The following is a 23,862-nucleotide window of genomic DNA, read 5'->3' as shown; positions in this document are numbered from 1 at the left end:
CGTTTCATGACAGTGGCCAGGCTTGCGGAGCGCATATTGGAAGACGGTTTGAACGCGGGAAGGGGATTGTGGTCCAGAATAGGTCGTGCACGGCTGATGCTGGGGGCGGTTACCCTTATCGCCGGCGGCGCCCTTGCCTTGGCTGTCGATCCGGTGGCTGTCGGGTTCGGCTGGCTTGTTCTTGCTGGCGCAGCACTTTATGCCGCCGGGGATGACCCGCGTGATATCAAGCCTGCGCCGGTCGCTCTGCCGGCAGAAGACAGCAGGAATGATGTCGATCTGGATGCGATAACGCCCTTTCTCGACGAGATTGACCTCGGCATTTATGTGCTGTCCGCCAATGGTTCGGTGCTGTTCCAGAACCGCTCTGCCGGTACGACATTCGGTGCCGTGCCGCAAGGCGCGCATATTTCGGCGCGGATGCGCGCGCCAGGCGTCCTCGATATCGTGCGTGACACGCTGACAAGCGGGCGCTCCAATCAGATCGAATATTCCGAACGCCTGCCGTCCGAAAGGGTCTATCTGGTGCGCTCGGTGCCGGTCGGCGGGGTCACGCGGGCTGGCGAGGCGGCGCTTTACCTGCTGATGTTCCGCGATATTTCCGAGGCGCGGCGGATTGATCGCATGCGCTCGGACTTCGTTGCCAATGCCAGCCACGAGCTCAGAACACCGCTTGCCTCGCTGCGTGGCTATATCGAGACGCTGCAGGGCCCCGCCAAAGGCGATGCAAAGGCACAGGAGCGGTTCCTGCCGATCATGCTGGATCAGGCCACCCGCATGAGCCGGCTGGTGGACGACCTTCTGTCCCTGTCCCGGCTCGAGGTTCGCGCCCATCTGCCGCCCGACAAGGTCGTCGAGCTCGGCCCCCTGCTTGAACATGTGCGCGACGCGCTGCTGCCGCTCGCCCGCGATCTCGAGGTCGAGGTCGTGCTCGACCTGCCGGACGAGCCGGTCAGCGTCAACGGCGACCATGACGAACTGGTCGAAGTCTTCGAAAACCTGGTCGAAAATGGCTGCAAATATGGCGCCGAGGGCGGCCGGGTCGATGTCGTATTACGTGCGATCAAGCCGCGCGGTGCTGAAGTCAGTGTTATCGATCATGGTCCCGGCATTCCGGCGGAACATGTGCCGCGTCTGACCGAGCGTTTCTATCGTGTTTCGGTTGCCGACAGCCGCTCGAAAAAGGGGACGGGCCTCGGACTGGCCATCGTCAAGCATATTCTGACCCGCCATCGCGCAAGGCTTGTCGTGCGTTCGGAGGTCGGCAAGGGAACCGAGTTCACCGTGCGTTTCTAGCCGCGCGGGCGAAATGGCCGCCTGATCCGCCGCCTTTTGCCTGTGCCGACCAAGGCGTTCTGAAAAATCCTGAAAAAACAAAATCATAAATCGTCATAAATAATTTGCAAAAATGACATAAAACGCTGTCTCGACGGCGCTAGCTCTGGAGCGGCTTCTTACACTCGGGTGGCGGGCGTTCTGTCTGGCTGCTGCGTTGCAAGACACCGGTCCGGCGTTGCGATGTCGCACATCTGGGTGCCGTTTCAGCAAGGCCATGTCCCGGGCGTTCTGCCCGGAATGCCATTCCAGATCGGGAAATGTCGGAGCGATCCGGCGTTCTGACCCGGTATTTACGCAGGAGAAGCGATATGAAAGGTCTGATATACGCGTTCGCTTCGCTTCTTCTTGCATGGCAGGTCCCGTCTGCAGCCGAAGCACGTGACCAGATCCAGATCGTCGGTTCATCCACCGTCCTGCCTTATGCGCGGATCGTCGCCGAAACCTTCGGTGAGGTCTATTCGCAATTCCGCACGCCGGTGGTGGAATCGGGCGGTTCGGCCGCCGGGATCAAGGAGTTCTGCCGCGGCGTCGGGCTCGATACGGTCGATATTGCCGACGCCTCGCGCTCGATCAGCCCGGCGGAGATTGCCGCCTGCGCCAAAAACGGCGTCAGCGCCATCGAGGAAGTGAAATTCGGCTATGATGGCATCGTCTTTGCCAATGACGTTTCGGCTCCGCATCTTGATCTGACGCCGGCCGATCTGTTTTTAGCCCTTGCCGCCCGCGTGTTTGTGGATGGCAAGCTGGTGGACAATCCCTACAAGCGCTGGTCCGACGTCAACCCCGATCTTCCGGACCTGCCGATCATGGTCTTTATCCCGGGCGAAAAACACGGCACGCGTGAGGTTTTCGAAGTCAAGCTTCTGGCGGTCGGCTGTGCTGAGGCAGGTGCCTATGACGCCTTTGTCGCTAAAGGTGGGGCAAAGAGCGCCCATGCGGCCTGCCTGAATGTGCGCAAGGATGGCCGGGCGGTGGATATCGACGGCGACTATACCGAAACACTGGCGCGCATTTCGGCCAATCGCTCCGCCCTCGGGGTTTTCGGCCTGTCCTTTTACGAAAACAATATCGACAAGCTCAATGTCGCGTCGATCTCCGGCGTTGTTCCGTCGTCTGAAACCGTTGCGTCCGGCGCCTATCCGGTGTCGCGTCCGCTATATTTTTATGTGAAAAAGGCACATCTGGGCGTGGTGCCCGGCCTTGCTGAATATGTCGCCTTCTTCTTGTCGGATGATATGATCGGGCCTTATGGATTGCTGACTGAACGCGGACTTGTCGCTGCGCCGGAAACGGAGCGGGCAGCGATGCGACAGCGGGTTGAACATGGCGAGACGTTGTGAGGCCATGATCATATCTCAGCTCAAACCGGGTCCGCTATTCTTCAGCAAGGCGCTGCTGCGCCACTCAGCCGGAGATCTGGCTTTGACCCGTCGGGACGTTTGAGATGTTTCTAGCGCTGACCCTGGCTCTGCTTGCCGCCCTTGGCCTCGCCGGTTTTCTGGCAGCGCGTGCCCGTGCGCTTGCCTTCTCGGACGCGCGGCAGCGGCCTCATTCCCGTCCCGTCTATCACGGCGCCTTTGTCGGCGTTGCGACGGTCTTGCCGGCGCTTGTTGTTGTGCTTGTCTGGCTGGTGGCGAGCCCTGCAATTGTTGGCAGCTATATCCGCTCGGGCTTTCCCGATGCGCTTTCCACGCAGTCGCCAGCCATGCAGGATCTCGCCTATGAGACTGTGGCGCAGATTGCCGCCGGGTTGGCGCGGCTTCCCGCAGGCAGTGTCGCCGCCATCAGCGCTGGCGACATTTCCATCGCCGATGCCCTTGCGGGAACAGGCGTTCCGGTTGCCGACAATCCGTCCCGGATGCTGATAGAGGCGGCCGTCAGGCTCGATCATGCCTGGCGGGTGAGCGGCTTGTGTCTTGTGGCGCTTGTGGTGCTTGTTGCCCTTTGCGGCATGGCGATCTCCTACCGCAAGGTACGTCCGGCCTTCAGGGCCAGAAGCCGGATCGAGCAGCTGATTCTGGCGGGTCTGATCCTGGCATCCTCGCTGGCGGTCCTGACGACGCTCGGCATCGTGCTGTCAATGCTGACCGAGGCGCTGCGCTTCTTCTCGATCGTCTCGCCGCGCGCCTTTTTCTTTGGCACGGTCTGGGATCCCCGTTTCGGACTGGCGGGCGAGAACCAGCCGTCCGGTCAGTTCGGGCTGGTGCCGCTGCTTGCCGGCACGCTCTATATTGCCCTTGTTGCGCTTCTGGTTGCCGTTCCGATCGGGCTTTATGCCGCGATCTACATGGCTGAATATGCGGGGCCGCGGCTGCGGCTGGTGGCAAAGCCGGTTCTGGAAGTGCTGGCCGGTATTCCGACCATCGTCTATGGCTTTTTTGCACTGGTGACCGTTGGGCCGTTCTTTCGCGATCTTTCGGCTTCGCTCAGCCGGCTTTTGACTGGCGACTATAACGCCTTCATTCAGGCGCAGTCGGTTTTGACGGCGGGTGTCGTCATGGGAATCATGCTGATCCCTTACGTGTCCTCGCTCGCCGATGACATTATCAACGCGGTGCCTGAGGATCTGCGCGAAGGCTCTCTCGGTCTCGGCGCCACCCGGTCTGAAACCATCAAGCGGGTCGTGCTTCCGGCCGCTCTGCCGGGCATTGTCGGCGCTCTGCTGCTGACGGCATCGCGGGCCATCGGTGAAACGATGATCGTGGTTCTGGCGGCTGGCGTCGCCGCCCAGCTGCATATGAGTCCCTTCGAGCCGATGACAACGATCACGGTCAAGATTGTCAGCCAGCTGACCGGCGATCTCGAATTCACATCACCGCAGACGCTTGTCGCTTTTGCCCTGGGGCTGACCCTGTTCGTGTTGACCCTCGGCCTCAACATCTATGCGCTTTATATCGTCCGCCGCTATCGGGAGCAGTATGAATGACCCACGACGTCAACATACCGGCCTGGCCATTGGACGAGAAGCAGCGCAAGCGGCGGCTGAGACGCCGCTATGCGGCCGAGCGCCGTTTCCGGCTGGCGGGGATGGCCGCCATTCTGCTGGGGCTCCTTTTCCTGGCCGCACTGATCTTCAACGTGGTTGACCGCGGAGCCGGCGCATTCCGTCAGACGGTCGTCACCCTGCCGATCACCTTTGCGACCGATGTGATCGATCCGTCGGGTCAGGGGGTGGAGGATCCCGACCGGCTCCAGACCGTGAACTATATGCCGCTTGTCTCCGAGGCGCTGGATCAGGTTCTCGGCATCGATCCGGCTGACAGGGATGCCAGCCGTCAGGCAATGCGGCTGATCTCGCTCAGCACGCGCTTTACCCTGCGCGATATGGTGATGGCCGATCCGTCGCTTTTGGGGCGCCGCGAGCCGGTCGCGCTTCTGGCCTCCTCGGAGCTGGACAAGATCCGGAAGGGCGCTTCGGCGGGGGCGAGCATGAAACCGGACGAAATGGTGCTGAGCGGCTTTGTCGAAACGCTTGACGCTCAGGGTCTGCTCGGCGCGCGCTTCAATACGGGACTGTTCGTCAACGGCGCATCCAGCCGGCCGGAGACCACCGGCATCGGCGTTGCCATGGCCGGTTCACTTACGATGATGGCGATCGTGATGTTGCTGTCACTGTCCGTCGGCGTTGGGGCAGCGATCTATCTGGAAGAATTTGCGCCGCGCAACCGCTTCACCGATCTCATCGAAGTCAATATCAATAATCTGGCTGCCGTGCCGTCCATCGTATTCGGTCTGCTGGGGCTTGCCGTATTCATCGGCCTGCTTGGCATGCCGCGCTCGACAGCACTGGTTGGCGGTCTGGTGCTGACGCTGATGACGCTGCCGACCATCATCATCACCACGCGCGCCGCCCTTGCCGCCGTGCCGCGCTCCACCCGCGAGGCGGCTCTTTCTGTCGGTGCGTCGCGGGTTCAGGTGGTGTTTCATCATGTCTTGCCGCTGGCGATGCCCGGCATTCTCACGGGAACGCTTCTTGGCCTGGCTCAGGCTTTCGGCGAGACGGCGCCACTGCTTCTGATCGGCATGGTCGCCTTTGTTGCCGATTATCCTTCAGGCCTGCTGGATCCGGCAACGGCTCTGCCGGTGCAGATCTATATGTGGGCAGGTGAGGGGCAGGAGGCTTTTGTCGAGCGCACCGCGGCGGCGATCATTGTGCTTCTGGTGATCCTTATGGCGGTGAATCTGACAGCAGCCCTGTTGCGGCGGCGCTTTTCCAGGCGGCGATAGGGCGGGCGATGAACAGGATTTCAGGGCCGCTTGGGGCCCAGGCAACGGATGTTGAGATGAACGCAATGCGATACAAGTTCGTCAGCGAACAGGTTTCAGTCTTCTACGGCGAGAAGAAAGTGCTCTTCGATGTCGATCTGAAGATCCGCGCCAATGCGGTGACTGCCCTGATCGGCCCGTCCGGCTGCGGCAAGTCGACCTTTCTGCGCACGCTGAACCGGCTGAATGACACGGTCGACAATTGCCGCATCAGCGGCCGCATTCTGCTGGATGGCAAGGATATCCATTCCCCGGATCTGGATGTTGTCGAATTGCGGGCCCGTGTCGGCATGGTGTTCCAGAAGCCCAATCCGTTTCCGAAGTCGATTTATGAAAATGTCGCCTACGGGCCGCGGATCCATGGCCTTGCCAGAAGCCGCAGCGAATTTGATGCCATCGTCGAGACCAGCCTGATCAAGGCCGGGCTGTTCAACGAGGTCAAGGACCGGCTGCACGAGCCCGGCACCAGCCTTTCGGGCGGCCAGCAGCAGCGGCTGTGCATCGCAAGGGCGATCGCCGTGCGGCCCGAAGTCATTCTCATGGACGAGCCCTGTTCGGCGCTTGATCCGATTGCCACAGCCCGGGTCGAGGAACTGATCTTCGATCTGAAGGAGAACTACACCATCATCATGGTGACCCATTCGATGCAGCAGGCGGCCCGCGTTTCGGAGCGCACGGCGATGTTCGATCAGGGGCACATGGTGGAGGAAAACGATACGGATGTGATTTTCACCAATCCGGCCGACAACCGCACCCAGGATTACATCATGGGACGCCTCGGATAACAGCCAGGCGCTTCGCGAGCCTTGCGGCCGAAAGGAAAGAGACATGGCCCCTTCACATATTCTGACAGCCTATGATCAGGAACTGAAATATCTGCAGCGCCGCATTTCCGAGATGGGTGGTCTTGCCGAGGAAATGGTCGGCGAAAGTGTGCGCGCCCTGGTCAATACTGACAGCGCTTTGGCCCAGAAGGTCATTTCCGATGACCTGATGCTGGACGAAGCCGAGCGCGAGATCGGCGACAAGGCGGTGGTGGTGATCGCAAGGCGTCAGCCGGTGGCCGCCGATCTGCGCGAGATCATGGGGGCGATCCGGATTGCCGCCGATCTGGAGCGGGTCGGTGATCTCGCCAAGAACACGGCCAAGCGGGTCATCGCCGTGCAGGGCACCGGCGTGCCGCGAAAGCTTGCTCATGGCATCGAGCATCTTTCCGAACTTGCGCTGATCCAGCTGAAGGAAGTGCTGGATGTCTACACCGCCCGGCAGCCGGAAAAAGCCAATTCGATCCGTGAGCGCGATGACGAAATCGACGCGATCTACACATCGCTGTTTCGTGAGCTTTTGACCTATATGATGGAAGATCCGCGCAACATCACCACCTGCACGCACCTTCTTTTCTGCGCCAAGAATATCGAACGCATCGGTGACCACGCGACCAATATCGCCGAGATGATCTACTATATTTCAACCGGGTCGCAGCCGCAGGGTGAGCGTCCGAAACACGACCGCTCGACCGCTGTCGGTTCTGACGACATCTGAAGCTTTCCGAAGGACGGAGTTTGAACAATGGTTCCGAAAATCGCCGTGGTGGAAGACGAGGAGGCGCTGAGTGTTCTGCTGCGCTACAACCTCGAAGCCGAAGGTTATGAGGTCGAAACGATCCTCAGGGGGGATGAGGCTGAAATCCGCCTGCAGGAATGGGTGCCCGATCTTTTGCTGCTAGACTGGATGCTGCCTGGCGTATCCGGGATCGAGCTTTGCCGGCGGTTGCGGATGCGTCCCGAAACCGAGCGGCTGCCGATCATCATGCTGACGGCACGCGGAGAAGAAAACGAGCGCGTGCGTGGGCTTGCCACCGGCGCCGATGACTATGTGGTCAAGCCTTTCTCCACGCCTGAGCTGATGGCACGGGTGCGGGCGATCCTGCGCCGCGCGCGCCCGGAAGTGCTCTCGACCGTGCTCAAATGCGGGGATATCGAGCTTGATCGCGAAACCCATCGTGTTCATCGCAAAAACCGTGAAGTCAGATTGGGGCCGACGGAATTCCGCCTGCTCGAATTTCTGATGAGCTCGCCGGGCCGGGTCTTTTCGCGCGCCCAGCTGCTCGATGGCGTCTGGGGACATGACATCTACGTGGACGAGCGTACTGTCGATGTTCATGTCGGCCGGCTGCGCAAGGCTCTGAATTTTTCGCAAATGCAAGATGTTATCCGCACAGTACGCGGTGCTGGCTATGCGATGGAAGTCTGACTTTCTCCGGGTTTCGAAGCATCATATATTTTAAACTTTGAATATATGATGCTTCCTGAGCCGGGATGATCCTGTTTTGTTTGTTGTTTTATGGGCTTGTTCGTCTGTTTTGCCCTAATTTTCGGATTCGCCGTTGTCTATTTCCTGACATATGCTACGTTTTCATGAAATTTCCGGTTGAGTTTGGCGCACGGGTTTTGGTTTCAACACTTTGTGGGTAGATGATCGCGCTGTCATGTTTCGGTATCGAAATTCACGCAGTGCAGAATAGATGAGTAACCAGCCTGTCGGTTTTGGAATTCACCAGGCGCCGCTTTGCGGTCGGGGGGGCGGTTCCGCGACGGACCCCCGGTCTTGCTGGCACGAAACCCATGGTGGGCCTGAGCCGGCTCTAGACAGTGTGCACGCTCCGATGGGGGAGAGAACTGTCTGGCAACGACGAAGGGACTGCTGATGTCATTCAAAAGCAATGTTTCGCTCGCCATGTCGAAATACAGTGTTCTGCACGGGCGTGCGAGCCGTCAGGAATTCTGGTGTTTTGCCGCGATCTTTGTGTTGGTCAATATTGTGGCTGTTGTCTTTGATCTTTTCTTCTGGGGCTCACCGGCGCTGAGTCTCGTGGTGTTTCTGGGCTTCCTGCTGCCCTTTATCTGCGTCAGCGTGCGCCGTTTCCACGATATCGGCCGTTCCGGCCGCTGGCTGGTTCTGTATCTGGTGCCGGTGCTGGGTGCCTTTGCGGTACTGATCATGTCAGCCCTTCCAGGGGTGCAGCAGGGCAATCGATACGGCCCAAAGCCGTTTTAGACGGCAGTGCAAAAAAATAATAAACCGATTTAGGTTCCGTCATTGCGATGCTCCGGATTCCCGCTATCTTGGTGCCGGATCCGGACGGATCGCCTGAGGCGGCGCTGAGCCTTGCGCCATGGCAGCGGGACCGAACATTTCCCCTGTCCAGTCCGAAAAGGGCGTTTCTGACCGGAAAAGACGATGAAATGCATCTCGGGTGCTTGACTGAAGGCCGCTTCAGCCTGCATCCGCTAATGCATTGAGCGTTGCCCCGGGCGCACCAAGGCGCTCTCAAGAAAGATTTAGCGTATCGCTTGCGCACCGTCAGGCCATGAGGGCTATTTGATGATGCGCGGGCGGCAAAGACGACAGCGACGAAAGGGAATGCGATGAGCCACGCCAGTTTTGCCGAACCGGAAGTCATGGGCGATCTGATGGCCAGAATGCTCTGGGAAATCGGCGCGGTGCATTTCTCGCCCGATGAGCCCTACAAGCTGGCGTCAGGCCTGGTCAGCCCGGTCTATATCGATTGCCGCAAGCTGATCTCCTATCCGCGTATCCGTACGACGCTGATGGATTTTGCTGCCGCCACCGTGATGCGTGGTGCCGGATTTGAAGCCTTTGACTGTGTTGCCGGCGGCGAGACGGCCGGCATTCCCTTTGCTGCCTTTCTGGCGGAACGCCTTGATCTGCCGATGATCTATTGCCGCAAGAAGCCGAAGGGTCATGGCCGCAATGCCCAGATCGAGGGGCATCTGCCCAAGGGCGCGCGCGTGCTTGTCGTCGAGGATCTGACGACCGCTGGCGGCTCCATGTTTACCTTCATCAACGCGATCCGCGCCGCCGAAGGTGTGGTCGAACATGGTCTGGCCCTGTTTTTCTACGATATCTTTGCCGAAGCACCGAAGCGGTTCAGCGAAGGCGGTGTGAGCCTGCATCATATCGCCACCTGGCGTCATGTGCTGGCTGTGGCGCGTGAAAAGGCGCTCTTCGATGACGAAAAGCTCAAGGCCGTTGCCGCCTTTCTTGATCACCCGATGGAGTGGTCGCGCGCCCATGGCGGTCGCGATGAACTGATCGTGTGAGCCGGGCGGACGGCTGAACATCTTCCGGGCTCAGCGGCTGCAAAGGCTGGCGGGCCCGGACCATTGTCTGAAAGGGAGAGAGACATGATCCTGTGTTGCGGCGAAGCCTTGATCGACATGCTGCCACGTGAGACGACAAAAGGGGAGACGGGCTTTGCCCCCTATGCTGGCGGTGCTGTCTGCAACACCGCGGTGGCGCTGGCGCGGCTGAAGCGCGAGACCGGCTTTTTCACGGGTCTTTCCAGCGATCTGATGGGCGACGTCATCCGCGAAAAGCTGGATGCATCCGGGGTCGACTATTCCTATTCGGCCATTTCCGACCGCCCGACGACGCTTGCTTTCGTCAAACTGGTCAATGGTTCGGCATCCTATGCCTTTTATGATGAAAACACGGCCGGGCGCATGATCACGGCAGAGGATCTGCCGGTTATCGGCGATGATGTTTCGGCCATGCATTTCGGCGCCATCAGTCTGATACCGGAACCCTGCGGCGCGACCTATGAAGCGCTTTTGATGCGGGAGGCCGGCCGCCGCGTCATCTCGCTGGATCCCAATATCCGTCCCGGCTTCATCACCGACAAGGCAGCGCATGAGGCCCGGATCCGGCGCATGGCGGCGAAGTCGGATATCGTCAAATTCTCGGATGAGGACCTCGACTGGTTCGACCTTTCCGGCAGCATGGATGACAAGGCCCGCTTCTGGCTTGAGGCGGGCGCTAGCCTGGTGATCGTGACCTGCGGCGCCGATGGCGCGATCGGCTATTCCGCCGAACATCGTGTCGAGGTGCCGAGCGAAAAGGTGGAGGTGGTCGATACGGTTGGTGCCGGCGATACATTCGATGCCGGCGTGCTGGCGTCTCTCGATCTTGCCGGGCTTTTGAGCGTGGACAAGGTGGCATCGCTCTCGCGCGCGGCGATCGCCGATGCATTGGCGCTTGGCGCGAAGGCTGCTGCTGTCACGGTCTCGCGCGCGGGCGCCAATCCGCCCTTTGCCAATGAGATAGGCCTCTGAACGCCATCAGACATTTCGACGACGCGCATTGCGCCGTGCGGAAGGCGGGCTGCTGCCGGGAGGATGCCTGGCAGCGTCCGGCCTGCATGATTTTCAGCGCGCTGTTTACAGCGTGTTAAGCCCTGCGCGCTTATCTTGACCGAAAATTAACCATGATGACGGTTGGGCTGATGCGTTTGATGTCACGATTGATCGGTTCAGCGGCGCTTGTGCCGCTGGCGCTGGTTTCAGGCTGTTCGCTCTTTGCGCCGGCGCCGGATCCTTTGCCGTCACCGATTGCCACCAATCCGGCGGCGCTCAGAATTGCCATTCTCGCGCCCGAGGCGTTGAGACTGCCGGCATCGGGCGTGGCACTCACCGTTTTCCAGCAGGACCCGGCCGGCAAGACGATCACCAGAAGCTATGATCTTGTCGCGGTTCCGGACACAGCCGAAGGCCAGGGCGTTGCGACACGTATCAAGCCCGGTCAGGTCGTGCATGTCCTGCGGCTCCGGCCGGGTGATGCACTGGATCTGCGTGAGCAGCAGGGCGACATGGAGGCGGTGCGCGCCGCCGGCGGTGATGTCCGCCCCGGCTTTTCGGTGGGGCTTGAAAAGGCCTGCTGGAATGGTGGTGGCGCGGAAGGAGCAGCTCCGATCAACATTCTGATAAAGGGGGATGATGACAGTGGCTTCCATCCGCTTGTTGCCGATATCGATGTGGCACAGCTTCTCGCGCGACCGGCCGGAACAGGCCTGAAATCCTGTCACTCCTGACCCCTGATCATGCCCCCTGCCTGGTTGGCCTTCGGGCAAGCCCTCGATCGCATCCGATGCGCTAGGCCCGGACCGTGTCATGGAAGGCAGCAACGGCATCGACGGCGCGCTCGCTTTCCGGGCGCAGGCCGACAATCAGCGTTGCGCGGCCCTCTTCTTCCGGCCAGATGCTTGAGGCAAGCCGATCATTGTTGCTGACCGATATCCGTGTCGTGGTGATGTTGGGATCTGTCGGGTTCCATTCGCCGAGACGCAGCAGCAGCTGCTCATCCAGTGCGAAGACGCTGAATTCAGGATGAACATAGATCTGCCAGACCCAGGCCTCGCCGGCCAGAACCGGTTGCAGGACGGCGGCAACGAGTGCGCCATGATGTTTCAGCGTATAAAGCCTCAGATGGTCGCGGGCGGAAAGCCTGCGCGCCACGGCGCCAAGGCCGACAATATCGGCAGCGCCGCCGCTTTCATCCAGAAGCGGGGCCAGCATCTCGATCTGAGCTTCAATCTCACGCGGATTGCGCGCCATTTCAAAGGCAAGTCCATCCGGCCCGGAAAGGGCAGTCCACTTCTCCAGCATGGCCGTCCAGCGCCGCCGCTCTTCTGCCGAGGGGGAGGGGGATGTCAGGCCGGCAGGGGTCAGTATCTTTGCCCGGCGCGACGCCGCGACGCGGAAAAACAGCCCGCGTGCGGCCGCCGCCGCCCGGGCATAGCGCATGAAGGGGCCATCGGCGACAAGCCCCTCGAAAACCAGAACAGGCGGCAGGTTGACAAGCTGGCCGCCCAGCGCATCAAACAGCTGATCAAGCGTTGCCATCGGGTTGCGGCGCGCAATCAGCGGTGCCGCATAAGCAATATCGGGCTCGGCCCAGGCGCAGATGACGCCAGTGCCGGCCTGTTGTTCAATCCGGAATGGCAGTGCGGCATCGAGAAGCAGGTCGCCGCCGGCCTGTGGCGTGCCGATCAGCGCCAGTCTGAGGCCGCTTCCCTCCTGATTGAGCGCGGTATGGGTGAAAGCGGCGGTATGGAAGATGTTCGCCTCGATCGCATCCGTGGCGAGGCGCTCCATCGCCGTTTCAAACTCTTCCGGCGCGCGCGAATATACCGAGAACTCACCACCGGTTCTCAGCTCAAGCCGGAGATCGGCAACCGTGCGTCCGGCGCGGACCACGGAAAGCTTGGTCTTCAGCCGCGATGGCGGTTTGGGACCGATATCACGCCGGATGATGCTCATCTGAGCGCACCCCCCGTCAGCGCTTGCTGAAAAACCTTATCCGTTCCCGGCAACTGGACCAGGTGTTTGACATGATGCGCAATACGGATCGCAATGGCGCATGCCTTAAGTGTCAGCGCATCGCGGCGCGACACCGCTTCTGTCGACGGCTTCTGGCAGATGGGCGCGAACGTGGTGACGGGCGATTTTGGCATGATACGCGATACTGGATCAGGGTGGATCTTTGTTAAGAAAAACTAAGACCTCAAGGTTAATAAAGCGTTCGGAAAGCACCCGGCCCGTTCGGCTTTTCCCCACATGTCTGCTGCAGGACTTGCAATTTTGTCTGAAGCGTTCAGACTGTCTCAAACCTGTCACGTTGAAACAGGAGTTTTGATGGCGGAAGAGCCGGAAGCGAAGCAGACAAGCGGCCGCGGCGCGGCTGTGGTTGATCTCGGGCAATATCGCAATGGCGGCAAGGACGCCCTGCCGGTTACCTTTCATCGGCGCGAACTCGATGCAATCCTCTGGATTTACGGCCGCATGGTCGGTGAGGGCGAATGGCGCGACTACGCCATCGACCATATGAAGGATTGTGCGGTTTTTTCCGTGTTCAAGCGCTCGGGTGAAATGCCGCTTTATCGCATCGAGAAGAACCCGAAGCTTGCTGCCAAGCAGGGGGCTTTTTCCGTCACCAACACCGCAGGCATGGTACTGAAACGGGGTCACGACCTTCGCCAGGTGCTGAAGGTCTTCGATCGCAAGCTGAAGCTTGTCGAAAAATAGCGATCTTTTCTCCGCGAGAGCTCCGCTTGCGCCGGAACGGTCGCTTCACATGACGCCTGGATAGCGCGTCGTATCTGCCAGCGTCGCCGTGCCTTCGCCGAGGCTTTTCTGCATGAAAACGGTATCGAGCCAGCGGCCATGCTTGAAGCCGGTGCCCTCAAGCCTGCCGGCATCGGCAAAGCCTAGACCGCGATGCAAGGCAACTGAGGCTGGTGCCGCGCCGCCGATGACGGCGATCATCTGCCGGAAACCCAGGCTCTGGCAGGCATCGATCAGGCTTGAAAGCAACGCCTTGCCGATACCGCGGCCGCGCTGGTCTTTGGCGATGTAGATTGAATCTTCAACAATCCAGCGATAGGCCGGACGGGTGCGGAAGGCCGAGGCATAGGCATAGCCAATCAGCGTCCCGGTATCGTCAGTGGCGGCAAAATAGGGATAGCGCTTTTCAAGGATCGCATCCATGCGGGCGCGCATTTCTGCCTCGTCCGGCGGGTCGAGTTCGTAGCTCGCCGTGCCGTTCAGAACACTTTCGGCATAGATTCCGGTAATGGCGGCAAGATCGGCGTGGACCACCGGACGGATTGTGATGCTCATGGTCAGAAATCTCGTGTTTTGCCCATGACTGTGTGTCGCATTTTTTCCTTTGGCAAGCACAAAAAAGGCGGCCAGAAGGCCGCCTTTGATGATTGGTTCTGATGCGATCAGTTGCGGCTGTTGCCGAACAGGCGCAGCAGGAACAGGAACATGTTGATGAAGTCGAGATAGAGCGTCAGCGCGCCCATGACAGCCTTGCGGCCGGCGACTTCGTGGCCATCGCCTTCATAATACATTTCCTTGATCTTCTGGGTGTCCCAGGCCGTCAGACCGGCAAAGACCAGAACGCCGAGAACGGAGACAGCGAAGCTGAGCGCTGCCGACTGCAGGAAGATGTTGACCAGCATGGCAATGATGATGCCGAACAGGCCCATCACCATGAAGGAACCCATCGCCGAAAGGTCACGCCGTGTGGTGTAGCCGTAAAGCGAAAGGGCGCCGAAGGAGGCAGCGGTGATAAAGAAGGTCTGAACGATGCTCTGCCCGGTATAGACCAGAAAGATCGTCGACAGCGAAAGTCCCGTGAGTGCGGCATAGACCCAGAAGGCGCCCTGCGCGGCGGCTACGGTCATCTTGTTGATGCGGAACGCCAGAAAGAAAAAGGCGATCAGCGGCGCGAACATGACGAGCCACTTCAGCGGGGATGCGTACATGACCTGGCCGAACTGGGTCAGCTGGCCGTTGGAGACGGACAGGCTGAAAACACCAAAGGCCGCCACACCGGTGATCACCAGACCGAGCGCCATCAGGTTATAGACCCGGAGCATGTAGGCGCGCAGGCCCTGGTCGATTTCAGCATCCGAACGCACTCCCGTCTGCGCGCGGTTCTGATAGTTACGAAGATCAGCCATTGAATTCCTCTTTAAAAGCTCCGTATGGGTTACGGTGTCGGGCGGTGCACCCATAGCACACGCCCCGGCGCCGCTGCGGAGCCCAGCAAGCCTGTGGATAATATGATGGGAGAATAGTGGTGATACAAGGCTTTTGCGTGCAAAAAGCGCAGACTGAAACTCAAAATTTCGTCAGTATTTGTCAACGCCCCCTCAAAATCGGCTCCCGGCACCCCATCTGACTGAAAAGCCGCCGGAAAATACCGGTTTTCCGTGGCAGACGGATCAGTAACCGGAAAGGACGTATCCATGCGCTATTTCATCGCGGTCATCCTCCCCTGGCTCTCGTTTTTCACCATCGGCAAGCCGATCTCCGGCATCATCTGCCTCATTCTCCAGATCACGCTGATCGGCTGGCCGGTTGCCGCCATCTGGGCCTTGTTTGCAGTGCAGAATTTCTACGCCGACCGTCGCAATGATGCGTTGCTGGATGCGTTGCGCGACCGGCGTGACTGACGCGCCGTGCGTCCTTTTGGACGCACCAGGACGCTCCATCTTATTTCATCGACGCATCGTTCTTTTCAAAAATCGATTCCGATTTTCGAGCCGATGCCCTAAGGCGTCCCGGGCGGGCTCGGCCGGCAGGCGTCACAGTTCCCGCAGATAGAGCGATGCCTTCTGGCCGAGAATGTGCCAAGTCCCGAACAGGCCGATCGTGACGGTGACGATGATCGCCAGAATGACGGTCGAGAGCGCGGTGAGCGGCAGCAGCGAGAAGGGAAGGGTCATGATCTTCGCCACTGCATACCAGGCAGCAAGGCTGCCGGCCAGCAGCGCGAAGACGCCGGTCAGCAGGCCCAGAAGTGCATATTCATAGATGAAGGCGCGGATCAGCGCCGGGCGGGTGGCGCCGAGTGTCTTCAGCACAACGGAATCATGGCCGCGCCGCCTGTTGCCGGCCGAAAGCGCTCCGGCCAGCACCAGCATGGCAGCGACAAGCGCGATCACGGCGGCCGCGCGGATGGCGGTGCCGAGCTGGCTCACCAGCTTGCCTGCGACATCGAGCGCGCTTTTCACCTCAATCGTGGTGACCGTCGGATAGGCATTGGCGACAGCACGCATCACTGCGGCATTGGTGGCGGTATCGGCACTCTGGTCCACAAGTGTGGCGAGATAGCTCACCGGGGCGCCGGCAAAGGTGCTCGGCGAGAAGACCATGACGAAATTGATCGACATGGATTGCCATTCCACCTTGCGGAAATTGGCGATTGTCGCGGTGATCTCACGGCCGAGAACCTGAACCGTTACCGTGTCACCAAGCTTCAGACCGAGCTCCTTGCCCTCTTCTTCGGAAAAGGAGACGAGCGGCGGACCGGCATAGTCCTTTGCCCACCATTCGCCTTCTGCAAGCGTCGAATTTTCAGGCAGGGCCTCGGCATAGGTGATGCCGCGGTCGCCGCGCAGCACCCAGCGCCCGCCCGGCGCAATATTGGCTTCGGACGGTTTGACGCCGTTCAGCGCCGTGATGCGCCCGCGCAGCATCGGCACCATGGACAGATCGCCGCCGGGCGCCTGGGCTTTGACGATATCCTTGAAGCCGTCGACCTCATTGCCCTGAATATCGACGAAGAAGAAGTCCGGCGCGCGCGCGGGAAGGCTTGCCGAAAGCTCGCGATTGAGATTGCCGTCAACCAGCGCCAGCGCCACAAGCAGCGTCAGGCCGAGCCCGAGCGACAGCACCACGGGACCTGTCAGGGCGCCGGGACGGTGCAGATTGCCGAGCGCCAGTCGCAGTGACGGCGCATGCGGGCGCGGGGTGATGCGGGCAATCGCCTTGATGCCGACGGCAACACATCGCAGGATCACGAAAGAGCCTGCCATGGCGGCGAGAAAGATTGCTGCCAGCTTGCGATCCTCGGCGGTGAAGATGGCAAGGGCAGCAATGAGGCCAAGGGTGAGGGCTGCGGTGAGGAGATAGGAGAGCGGCAACTTCCGGCTTGTCTCGAAGGTCATTGCCCGGGTCAGTGCGGTGGCGGGGACCGCGCGCGCGCTTGCAAGAGCGGGAATGGCGAAGGCGATCGCGGTCAGCAGACCGAAGGAGGCCGCCAGCAGCAATGCGCCGGGATAGAGCGCGGCAGTGGCGCCGATCGGCAGGATATCAGCCAGCAGCGGCAAAGCGATGAAGGGAATGAGCGCGCCGAAGACCAGGCCGATGGCAATGCCGATCAGGGCGACAAGCACGATCTGGAGAAAATAGATCATGACCACCATGCCGGCCGGGGCACCGAGGCATTTGAACGCGGCGATGGCGTTGCGCCGCCCTTCCAGATAGGCGCTGACCGCGTTGGCAATGCCGACGCCGCCGGCAATCAGGGTCGCAAGGCCGACAAGCGTCAGGAACTGCGATAGCCGGTCGACATTTTCCGACAGCGACGGTGCTGCGCGCTCGCTGGTGCGGATTGACCAGCCGGCATCGGGAAAGCGTTTTTTGGCAGCCTCGCTCAGAGCGGTAACATCGGCGGTAGGATCGGCAAGCTTGACCCGATAGGCATAGGAAACAAGGCTGCCAGTGGTCACCAGGCCTGAGGCATTCAGCGCCTTAGTGCTCAGAAGCACGCGCGGGGCAAAGCCGAAGCCTTCCGAGAGCGCATCGGGTTCTTCGGTAATGGTGCCGGTGATCTTGAGTTTCGTGTTGCCGAGAAGCAGCGTGTCGCCGATGGAAAGGCCGAGCCTGTCGATCAGCAGCGGTGCCACCAGCACGCCATAGCGATCACCGGACTGTGCCAGAGCCTGTTTCAGCGGCGCGTCAGGATCGGCAATGACGCTGCCATAGAGCGGATAGAGATGATCCACCGCCTTGACCTCGACCAGCGACTGGTCGCTGCCATCAGCCTTGCGGGCCATGGAGCGCAGCGTGATCGCCTGCGATACTGTGCCAAGTCCCTCGACATAGGAGAGCATGTCGCCGGAAAGCGGTTCATTGTCCGTCTCGAAGCGGATGTCACCGGCAAGAAGCTGGCGGCCGCGCTCGGAAATTCCGGCATTGACGGCATCAGCGACGGAGTTGACTGCGGCAATGGCGGTGACGCCAAGGGCGATGCAGGCGAGAAAAATGTAAAACCCGGCAAGGCCGCCGCGCATTTCGCGCAGCGCAAAACGAAGGGCAAGAGCGGGATTGGAGCGGCTTTTCATCATTCGGCGGCCCGTCCGCCCTGCACGGGATGTCCGTCATCGCTGCCTTTCAGCCCGTCATCGGCAATTTCGCCGGAGCGGACGTGGACCTGGCGGTCGCAGCGTGCGGCAAGGGCGGGATCATGGGTCACCAGGACCAGCGTCGTGCCGCTTTCCTTCTGCGCGGCGAACAGCAGATCGGCAATCTGCCGGCCGGTCTCGCCATCGAGGTTACCGGTCGGCTCATCGGCAATCAGCAGTGCCGGGCGCGGCGCCAGGGCGCGGGCAATGGCAACGCGCTGCTGCTCGCCCCCGGAAAGCTGGCCGGGATAGTGCTCGAGCCTTTCGCCGAGCCCGACGCTTGTCAGAGCCGCACGGGCGACATCAAAGGCATCGCGGCGGCCGGCAAGTTCCAGCGGAATGGCGGCATTTTCCAATGCGGTCATATTGGCGATCAGGTGGAAGGACTGGAAGACAATGCCGATATTCTCACCGCGAAAGGCGGCAAGCGCATCTTCGGACAGCGGCCCGAGTGCGGTTCCGTCAATCGTCACCTCGCCGCGATCAAGCCGTTCAAGCCCGGCGAGCACCATCAGCAGCGTCGACTTTCCGGAGCCGGATGGGCCGAGAATGCCGACCGAATGTCCGGCCTCGATCGAAAGAGACATGTTTTTCAGCACATGCACGGCAGCGGAACCGGCCCCGAGTGTCAGGTCGGCATTCTTCAATTCGATCAGAAACGCGCTCAAAATATCATTCCGTTTTGAAATTCGGCCCTACCTGCAACACATTAGTCTGTGCCGATGGGCAGATGCCGCCACCATGAGATCAGTCTGATAGTGAATCTAGGAATCCTGATATGCAATTCAAACCCGCAGGTCTTTTCGCAGTCGTCGCAGCGATCACGATTTCGTTTGCACGCCCGGGCATGGCGGCTGATCCGCTGAAGCTGGTCGTCCTTGGCGACAGCCTTGTCGCCGGTTATGAGCTGGCGGCGGGGCAGGACTATCCGGCGCAGCTGGACAAGGCGCTCAATGAAGCGGGCTATGATGTGACGATCACCAATGCCGGTGTTTCGGGCGACACGACATCGGGCGGACTGGCACGTATCGACTGGTCCATCCCCGAGGGGACGGACGGTGTTCTGCTGGAACTCGGTGCCAATGACGCATTGCGGGGCATTTCGCCGGACAAGACGAAGGAAAATCTCGAGGCCATGGTCAAAAGACTGTCCGAGCGGCACATTCCGGTGATGCTGATGGGAATGATGGCGCCCCCGAATATGGGCGATGCCTATGCGGCGGCCTTCAATGGCATCTATGAGGGACTTGCCACAGCGCAGGGGCTGCCGCTCTACCCGTTCTTCCTGGATGGCGTGACGACCCATGCGGATCTGCAGCTGTCAGACGGCATGCATCCCAATGCCGACGGGGTGAAGATCATGGTTGAAAAATCGCTTCCCGCGGTCGAGGCCTTCCTGGCAACTATCGGGGGACAACAAAAATAATCCTTGCGCTTTGTGCACTTGCGTGATTCGCTGGATACTGTCCAAAGCATTTTGGGGAGCGCGTCATGCCAAGATTGTTCACCGCCCTCGAAATTCCGCGCGAACAGGCATTAAGCCTTTCGCTTTTGCGCGGTGGCCTTCCCGGCGCGCGTTGGATCGATGTGGAAAACTACCACATCACGCTGCGTTTCATCGGCGATGTCGATTTCAGAACCGCCGACGAGGTGGTGCACTGGCTCGATCGGATCGAGCGGCCCTCATTTTCCGTAAGACTGTCCGGTACTGGCTCATTCGGCTCGAAGAAGCCGCATGCGCTGTGGGCGGGTGTTCCCTATGTGCCGGAGCTCTATGCGCTTCAGGGCGAGATCGAGCGGATCTGCCAGCGCATCGGGCTTGGCGCCGATCCGCGCAAGTTTACCCCGCATGTGACGCTGGCACGGCTTCGGGGATCAAAACTCGCCGATGTCGCCGATTATCTGTCTGCGCGCGGCAATTTCCAGACCATGCCGTTCAAGGTCAATCGTTTTGTGCTGCTGTCATCACGCGATTCGGTCGGCGGCGGCCCCTACCGGGTGGAAGAGGCTTTCGATCTGACCGACGAGGACCGTTATGAAAGCCTTGATATGAGCGACTGGCAGCCTGCCACCAGCATGTCATAGACGTCTTCGAAGCCGCCAGGCCCGCCATAATAGGGGTCGGGAACATCTTTCGAAAGACCGATGGTAAAGTCATTAAAAAGCACGATTTGAGCGCTAGAGGCGCTGCGTGACATCTGATTCAGCTGTGCGAGGTTCCCGCGATCCATCGCCAGTATGAGCGAGAAGGTCTGAAAATCGCTTGCCCTGATCTTGCGGGCACGCTGGTTGGAAATGTCGAATCCATGTGCCCTCGCCACGGCACGGGAGCGAGGATCGGGCAATTCGCCCTCATGCCAGCCGCCGGTACCCGCCGAATCGACGACAAAGGCGTCGGCGCGGCCGGCCTTTTCAGCAAGATCGAGAAATACACCCTCGGCAAGCGGGGAACGGCAGATATTGCCGGTGCACACAAATAGCAAAGAAGGTTTGACGTTCGGGGTCATGATGCTCGTCTGGAAACGTGAGAAATTCGAACAAGGCAGCCAGTCCGGCAACGAGGATGCCACGAAAATCCGCCGGCTGGAACCGTCGGAAATCGAAACCGCCCTTGCCGGCCTCGAAAGCTGGGCAGTCACCGAAAACGGAACGGCCATCTGTCGCGACTTCGTCTTCGCTGATTTCCGTCAGGCCTTTGCCTTCATGAGCGAATGTGCGCTGGCGGCTGAGCGGCTTGATCATCATCCGGACTGGAACAATTCCTATGCCCGGGTTGGCGCCAGTCTTTCAACGCATGCCGTCGGCGGCCTGACCGGGAAAGATATCGTGCTGGCGCATGAGATGGACCGCGCAGCTCATCGTTTCGGGCTTTGAATTGGTGTGCTGCACGCCCATATCAGTCCTGATGCAGGGAGTGCGCACAGATGGATGATGTGAAATTCGGCGAGATTCTGGAGCCGGGCGATGACGAGGCCCGCGCTGATCGCGAACAGGCGGTGCGCGACGGTTTCTGGAAAACGCTGCGCCGTGCGGCGGGACGGATCCCCTTTGCCCGCGATGTCGTTGCCGCCTATTATTGTGCACTCGACCGCGATACGCCGGCAACGGCGCGCGGCGTGCTGTTGGCTGCACTCGCCTATTTTGTCATGCCTGCCGATCTGATCCCGGATGTATTCGCAGTTGTCGGTTTTTCCGACGATGTGGCGGTGCTGACGGCAGCCTTTGCCATGATCCGCGGCAATTTACGCCCGGTCCACTACGCCCGTGCCGACAAGGCTCTTGCCGAAGCGGGCTAGACGCGCCAATCTCTTGTCGGATTGACCGCATTTGCGGGCGCGATTGGCTCTCCTGCAGAGCGATCTGGCGCTATGCCCAATTCTTGCCCCGTTTCACCGTCTTAAACAGAAATGTAGACGGTTCGGGATGCGTGAAGGGCCGCAAAGCGTTGAAAAGGGGCTTGTTGACGCTTTGGTAACCTCGAATGCGTATCAAAGTTCCGAACTAGGTTCGTACTGGCCCGGTCGTTTGTATGAGCGGGCCCGCGGCAAGCAAAAAAACGGCAGGACAACATGTTTGTAAAAAGAATTGTTATCGTATTGGCTCTCCTGTTCGCTGGCGTGTCGGCCGCTTCCGCGCAGACGCCGACACCGATGCAGAAATTCGACGCATGGGTGGCCTATTCCTACCAGTCGGATGCCGGCAAGGTTTGCTATGTGCTCTCCGTTCCGGCCAAGAAGGAGCCCGCCAATGTCGACCATGGCGACAACTTCTTCGTCGTTACCAAATATCCGGGGCAGAATGTTTCGCTGGAACCGCAGGCGATGATGGGTTTCGACCTGAAGCCAGGTTCGAAGATCGATGTCGTCGTCGATGGCAACAGCTTCCCGATGTATTTCAAGGGCAAGGGCGGATGGCTTGAAAACGCTGCCCAGGAGCCGGCGCTGGTCAACGCGATGAAGGGCGGCCGGTCGATGGAAGTCCGGGCGACGTCTGCCCGCGGCACCAACACGGTTCACACCTATTCGCTGATCGGTATTACCGCAGCGCTCAACAAGATCTCGGCCTGCAACTGATCCGCTTCAGTGCATGCGCGACACCCTAAACCCGGCTTTTGCCGGGTTTTTGCTTTGAGGGCTTGAAGACAAGGCAGGTGACGTGCCAGGCAATCCATGTTATAGGCGCCGCCGAGAGGAATGGCAGATGATCTGCAGGGCAGATTGTCACCCCGTTCCGTGAAGCCCGCGACTTTGGTTCGCGGCCCGTTTTCGCATTCATCGCAGGCGCCCGTCGCGCTGGTCTTGGCTGGACCGGTGAGTGAGGGGCGAATTGCGTATTTCCGTCTGGAGCTTGAAGACATGTCCGTTTCAGGAACCGCCACGCTTGACCTTGATGCGCTCAAGGCCAGAAAAGCCGCCAATCACGGCGAGAAGCCGGGTCTTGTTGGCCTGACCCGGCCGGAAATGGCCGAGGCGCTGTTCAATGCCGGTGTTCCCGAACGCCAGCTCAGGATGCGGGTCAATCAGCTGTGGAACTGGATCTATGTTCGCGGCGTGACCGATTTTGCCGACATGACCAATGTCGCCAAGGATCTGCGCCAGACGCTGGCTGACCATTTCACCATCGCCCGTCCCGAAGTGGTCGACGAACAGATTTCGTCTGACGGCACCCGCAAATGGCTGTTCCGCTTTCCCGCCCGCGGCGCCGGCAGGCCGGTCGAGGTTGAAACGGTCTATATTCCAGAATCCGATCGCGGAACCTTGTGCATTTCCAGCCAGGTTGGCTGCACGCTGACCTGCTCCTTCTGTCACACCGGCACGCAGCGGCTGGTGCGCAATCTGACGGCGGAAGAAATTCTCGGGCAATTGATGGCCGCCCGCGATGCGCTGGGCGATTTCCCCAACAAGGATGCGCCGAACGGGGCCTTTATTCCCGAAAGCGACCGCAAGGTCACCAATGTCGTGATGATGGGCATGGGCGAGCCGCTCTACAATTTCGAAAACGTCAAGCGCGCCCTGCTTCTGGCCTCTGATGATGCCGGTCTGTCGCTGTCGAAGCGGCGTATCACATTGTCGACCTCGGGTGTTGTGCCGGAAATCTACCGTACCGGAGAGGAGATCGGCTGCATGCTGGCGATTTCGCTGCATGCGGTGCGCGATGACCTGCGCAATATTCTCGTGCCGATCAACAAGAAATATCCGCTGGAAGAGCTGATAAAGGCTTGCCGTGAATATCCCGGCCTGTCCAATGCCAAGCGCATCACCTTTGAATATGTGATGCTGAAGGACGTGAATGACAGTCTTGAGGATGCCCGTGATCTGGTCAGGCTTCTGAAGGGCATTCCGGCCAAGATCAACCTGATCCCGTTCAACCCGTGGCCGGGTTCGAACTACCAGTGTTCCGACTGGGAGACGATCGAACGTTTTGCCGATTTCATCAATCAGGCGGGCTATGCCTCGCCGATCCGCACGCCGCGCGGCCGCGATATCCTCGCCGCCTGCGGCCAGCTGAAATCGGAATCGGAACGCATGCGCAAGACCGAACGTCTGGCCTATGAGGCGATGATGATCGCCAATCACGGCGACTGACGGGTGTACCGGTCACGAAGAGCGGCCGTCGCAGGATGTGCTGCGCCGCTTTGGTGATAACTTCCGATTGCATTGTCGAAAAAAATCTGACGGGAATGTCGATCAGCGGCATTC

Annotated in this window: 25 protein-coding genes; 19 read left to right on the top strand and 6 right to left on the bottom strand. The window is 60.1% G+C overall.

Annotation, left to right across the window (positions count from 1 at the left end; translation table 11 throughout):
• The first annotated feature begins 66 nt into the window (after positions 1-66).
• From phoR to HCK86_RS12745, 11 genes are all read left to right on the top strand, one after another.
• The gene (gene phoR, locus HCK86_RS12795) at positions 67-1,296 is read left to right on the top strand and encodes a phosphate regulon sensor histidine kinase PhoR (RefSeq protein WP_246739588.1); all 1,230 of its coding nucleotides are present in this window, start codon (positions 67-69) and stop codon (positions 1,294-1,296) included.
• Positions 1,297-1,646: 350 nt separating this feature from the next.
• Positions 1,647-2,678, top strand: coding sequence for a substrate-binding domain-containing protein (locus HCK86_RS12790; protein ID WP_176084878.1), 1,032 nt, complete (start codon positions 1,647-1,649; stop codon positions 2,676-2,678).
• 104 nt (positions 2,679-2,782) lie between these two features.
• On the top strand, positions 2,783-4,264 hold the full coding sequence (gene pstC, locus HCK86_RS12785) for a phosphate ABC transporter permease subunit PstC (protein ID WP_176084877.1): 1,482 nt from the start codon (positions 2,783-2,785) through the stop codon (positions 4,262-4,264).
• Entirely contained in the window at positions 4,261-5,565 is a 1,305-nt protein-coding gene (gene pstA, locus HCK86_RS12780; protein WP_176084876.1) for a phosphate ABC transporter permease PstA, read from the top strand. Before pstC ends, pstA begins: the two co-directional genes overlap by 4 nt.
• An 8-nt stretch (positions 5,566-5,573) precedes the next feature.
• Complete coding sequence (pstB, locus tag HCK86_RS12775) at positions 5,574-6,389, top strand: phosphate ABC transporter ATP-binding protein PstB (protein WP_176084875.1); 816 nt, start codon at positions 5,574-5,576, stop codon at positions 6,387-6,389.
• Between the two features lie 43 nt (positions 6,390-6,432).
• Positions 6,433-7,146, top strand: a complete 714-nt coding sequence (phoU, locus tag HCK86_RS12770) for a phosphate signaling complex protein PhoU (RefSeq protein WP_141150832.1) — start codon at positions 6,433-6,435, stop codon at positions 7,144-7,146.
• Positions 7,147-7,173: 27 nt separating this feature from the next.
• A complete protein-coding gene (gene phoB, locus HCK86_RS12765; protein WP_141150833.1) occupies positions 7,174-7,857 on the top strand; it encodes a phosphate regulon transcriptional regulator PhoB in 684 nt (227 codons plus the stop codon).
• A gap of 453 nt (positions 7,858-8,310) precedes the next feature.
• Positions 8,311-8,661, top strand: a complete 351-nt coding sequence (locus tag HCK86_RS12760; RefSeq protein WP_176084874.1) for a DUF805 domain-containing protein — start codon at positions 8,311-8,313, stop codon at positions 8,659-8,661.
• Positions 8,662-9,032: 371 nt separating this feature from the next.
• The gene (locus HCK86_RS12755; protein WP_176084873.1) at positions 9,033-9,728 is read left to right on the top strand and encodes an orotate phosphoribosyltransferase; all 696 of its coding nucleotides are present in this window, start codon (positions 9,033-9,035) and stop codon (positions 9,726-9,728) included.
• An 84-nt stretch (positions 9,729-9,812) separates the two neighbouring features.
• Positions 9,813-10,739: a carbohydrate kinase gene (locus tag HCK86_RS12750; protein ID WP_176084872.1), complete on the top strand. Its 927-nt coding sequence runs from the start codon at positions 9,813-9,815 to the stop codon at positions 10,737-10,739.
• A 179-nt stretch (positions 10,740-10,918) separates the two neighbouring features.
• The gene (locus HCK86_RS12745; RefSeq protein WP_176084871.1) at positions 10,919-11,494 is read left to right on the top strand and encodes a hypothetical protein; all 576 of its coding nucleotides are present in this window, start codon (positions 10,919-10,921) and stop codon (positions 11,492-11,494) included.
• A gap of 61 nt (positions 11,495-11,555) precedes the next feature.
• On the opposite strand, the gene HCK86_RS12740 is transcribed toward HCK86_RS12745, so the two are convergent.
• A complete protein-coding gene (locus tag HCK86_RS12740) occupies positions 11,556-12,722 on the bottom strand; it encodes a GNAT family N-acetyltransferase (RefSeq protein WP_176084870.1) in 1,167 nt (388 codons plus the stop codon).
• Positions 12,723-13,097: 375 nt separating this feature from the next.
• On the opposite strand from HCK86_RS12740, the gene HCK86_RS12735 reads away from it, so the two are divergent.
• Complete coding sequence (locus HCK86_RS12735; protein ID WP_176084869.1) at positions 13,098-13,487, top strand: DUF2794 domain-containing protein; 390 nt, start codon at positions 13,098-13,100, stop codon at positions 13,485-13,487.
• Between the two features lie 45 nt (positions 13,488-13,532).
• Here HCK86_RS12735 and HCK86_RS12730 read toward each other — a convergent pair whose 3' ends face one another.
• Together HCK86_RS12730 and HCK86_RS12725 are read right to left on the bottom strand one after the other, a co-directional pair.
• Positions 13,533-14,081 (bottom strand): GNAT family N-acetyltransferase, encoded by a 549-nt coding sequence (locus HCK86_RS12730; protein WP_176084868.1) that lies wholly within the window; start codon positions 14,079-14,081, stop codon positions 13,533-13,535.
• 107 nt (positions 14,082-14,188) lie between these two features.
• The gene (locus HCK86_RS12725) at positions 14,189-14,932 is read right to left on the bottom strand and encodes a Bax inhibitor-1/YccA family protein (RefSeq protein WP_176084867.1); all 744 of its coding nucleotides are present in this window, start codon (positions 14,930-14,932) and stop codon (positions 14,189-14,191) included.
• A 288-nt stretch (positions 14,933-15,220) separates the two neighbouring features.
• On the opposite strand from HCK86_RS12725, the gene HCK86_RS12720 reads away from it, so the two are divergent.
• Positions 15,221-15,427 (top strand): YqaE/Pmp3 family membrane protein, encoded by a 207-nt coding sequence (locus tag HCK86_RS12720; protein WP_141150842.1) that lies wholly within the window; start codon positions 15,221-15,223, stop codon positions 15,425-15,427.
• Positions 15,428-15,559: 132 nt separating this feature from the next.
• Here the strand turns inward: HCK86_RS12720 and HCK86_RS12715 are convergent, their stop codons facing one another.
• Together HCK86_RS12715 and HCK86_RS12710 are read right to left on the bottom strand one after the other, a co-directional pair.
• Positions 15,560-18,106: an ABC transporter permease gene (locus HCK86_RS12715; protein ID WP_176084866.1), complete on the bottom strand. Its 2,547-nt coding sequence runs from the start codon at positions 18,104-18,106 to the stop codon at positions 15,560-15,562.
• Entirely contained in the window at positions 18,103-18,831 is a 729-nt protein-coding gene (locus HCK86_RS12710) for an ABC transporter ATP-binding protein (protein WP_176084865.1), read from the bottom strand. The genes HCK86_RS12715 and HCK86_RS12710 overlap by 4 nt, the downstream gene beginning before the upstream one ends.
• Positions 18,832-18,941: 110 nt before the next feature.
• On the opposite strand from HCK86_RS12710, the gene HCK86_RS12705 reads away from it, so the two are divergent.
• The gene (locus HCK86_RS12705; protein ID WP_176084864.1) at positions 18,942-19,589 is read left to right on the top strand and encodes an arylesterase; all 648 of its coding nucleotides are present in this window, start codon (positions 18,942-18,944) and stop codon (positions 19,587-19,589) included.
• A gap of 65 nt (positions 19,590-19,654) precedes the next feature.
• A complete protein-coding gene (gene thpR, locus HCK86_RS12700) occupies positions 19,655-20,248 on the top strand; it encodes an RNA 2',3'-cyclic phosphodiesterase (protein ID WP_176084863.1) in 594 nt (197 codons plus the stop codon).
• Here the strand turns inward: thpR and HCK86_RS12695 are convergent.
• Positions 20,197-20,670 (bottom strand): low molecular weight protein-tyrosine-phosphatase, encoded by a 474-nt coding sequence (locus HCK86_RS12695; RefSeq protein ID WP_176084862.1) that lies wholly within the window; start codon positions 20,668-20,670, stop codon positions 20,197-20,199. The two genes, thpR and HCK86_RS12695, sit on opposite strands and share 52 nt — an antisense overlap.
• 1 nt (position 20,671) lies before the next feature.
• Here HCK86_RS12695 and HCK86_RS12690 point away from each other — a divergent pair, with 1 nt between their 5' ends.
• The 4 genes from HCK86_RS12690 to rlmN all read left to right on the top strand — a co-directional run bounded on the left by HCK86_RS12690 (position 20,672) and on the right by rlmN (position 23,748).
• Complete coding sequence (locus tag HCK86_RS12690) at positions 20,672-21,037, top strand: 4a-hydroxytetrahydrobiopterin dehydratase (RefSeq protein WP_176084861.1); 366 nt, start codon at positions 20,672-20,674, stop codon at positions 21,035-21,037.
• Between the two features lie 50 nt (positions 21,038-21,087).
• A complete protein-coding gene (locus HCK86_RS12685) occupies positions 21,088-21,459 on the top strand; it encodes a YkvA family protein (RefSeq protein ID WP_176084860.1) in 372 nt (123 codons plus the stop codon).
• 273 nt (positions 21,460-21,732) lie between these two features.
• Positions 21,733-22,236, top strand: a complete 504-nt coding sequence (locus HCK86_RS12680) for an invasion associated locus B family protein (RefSeq protein WP_176084859.1) — start codon at positions 21,733-21,735, stop codon at positions 22,234-22,236.
• 282 nt (positions 22,237-22,518) lie between these two features.
• Positions 22,519-23,748: a 23S rRNA (adenine(2503)-C(2))-methyltransferase RlmN gene (rlmN, locus tag HCK86_RS12675; RefSeq protein ID WP_176084858.1), complete on the top strand. Its 1,230-nt coding sequence runs from the start codon at positions 22,519-22,521 to the stop codon at positions 23,746-23,748.
• The last annotated feature ends 114 nt before the right edge of the window (positions 23,749-23,862 follow it).

Source organism: Martelella sp. HB161492, assembly GCF_013184775.1.
Classification (GTDB): domain Bacteria; phylum Pseudomonadota; class Alphaproteobacteria; order Rhizobiales; family Rhizobiaceae; genus Martelella.
Note: the sequence above shows the minus strand (reverse complement) of the source record. Positions and strands in the feature narration are given on the sequence as shown.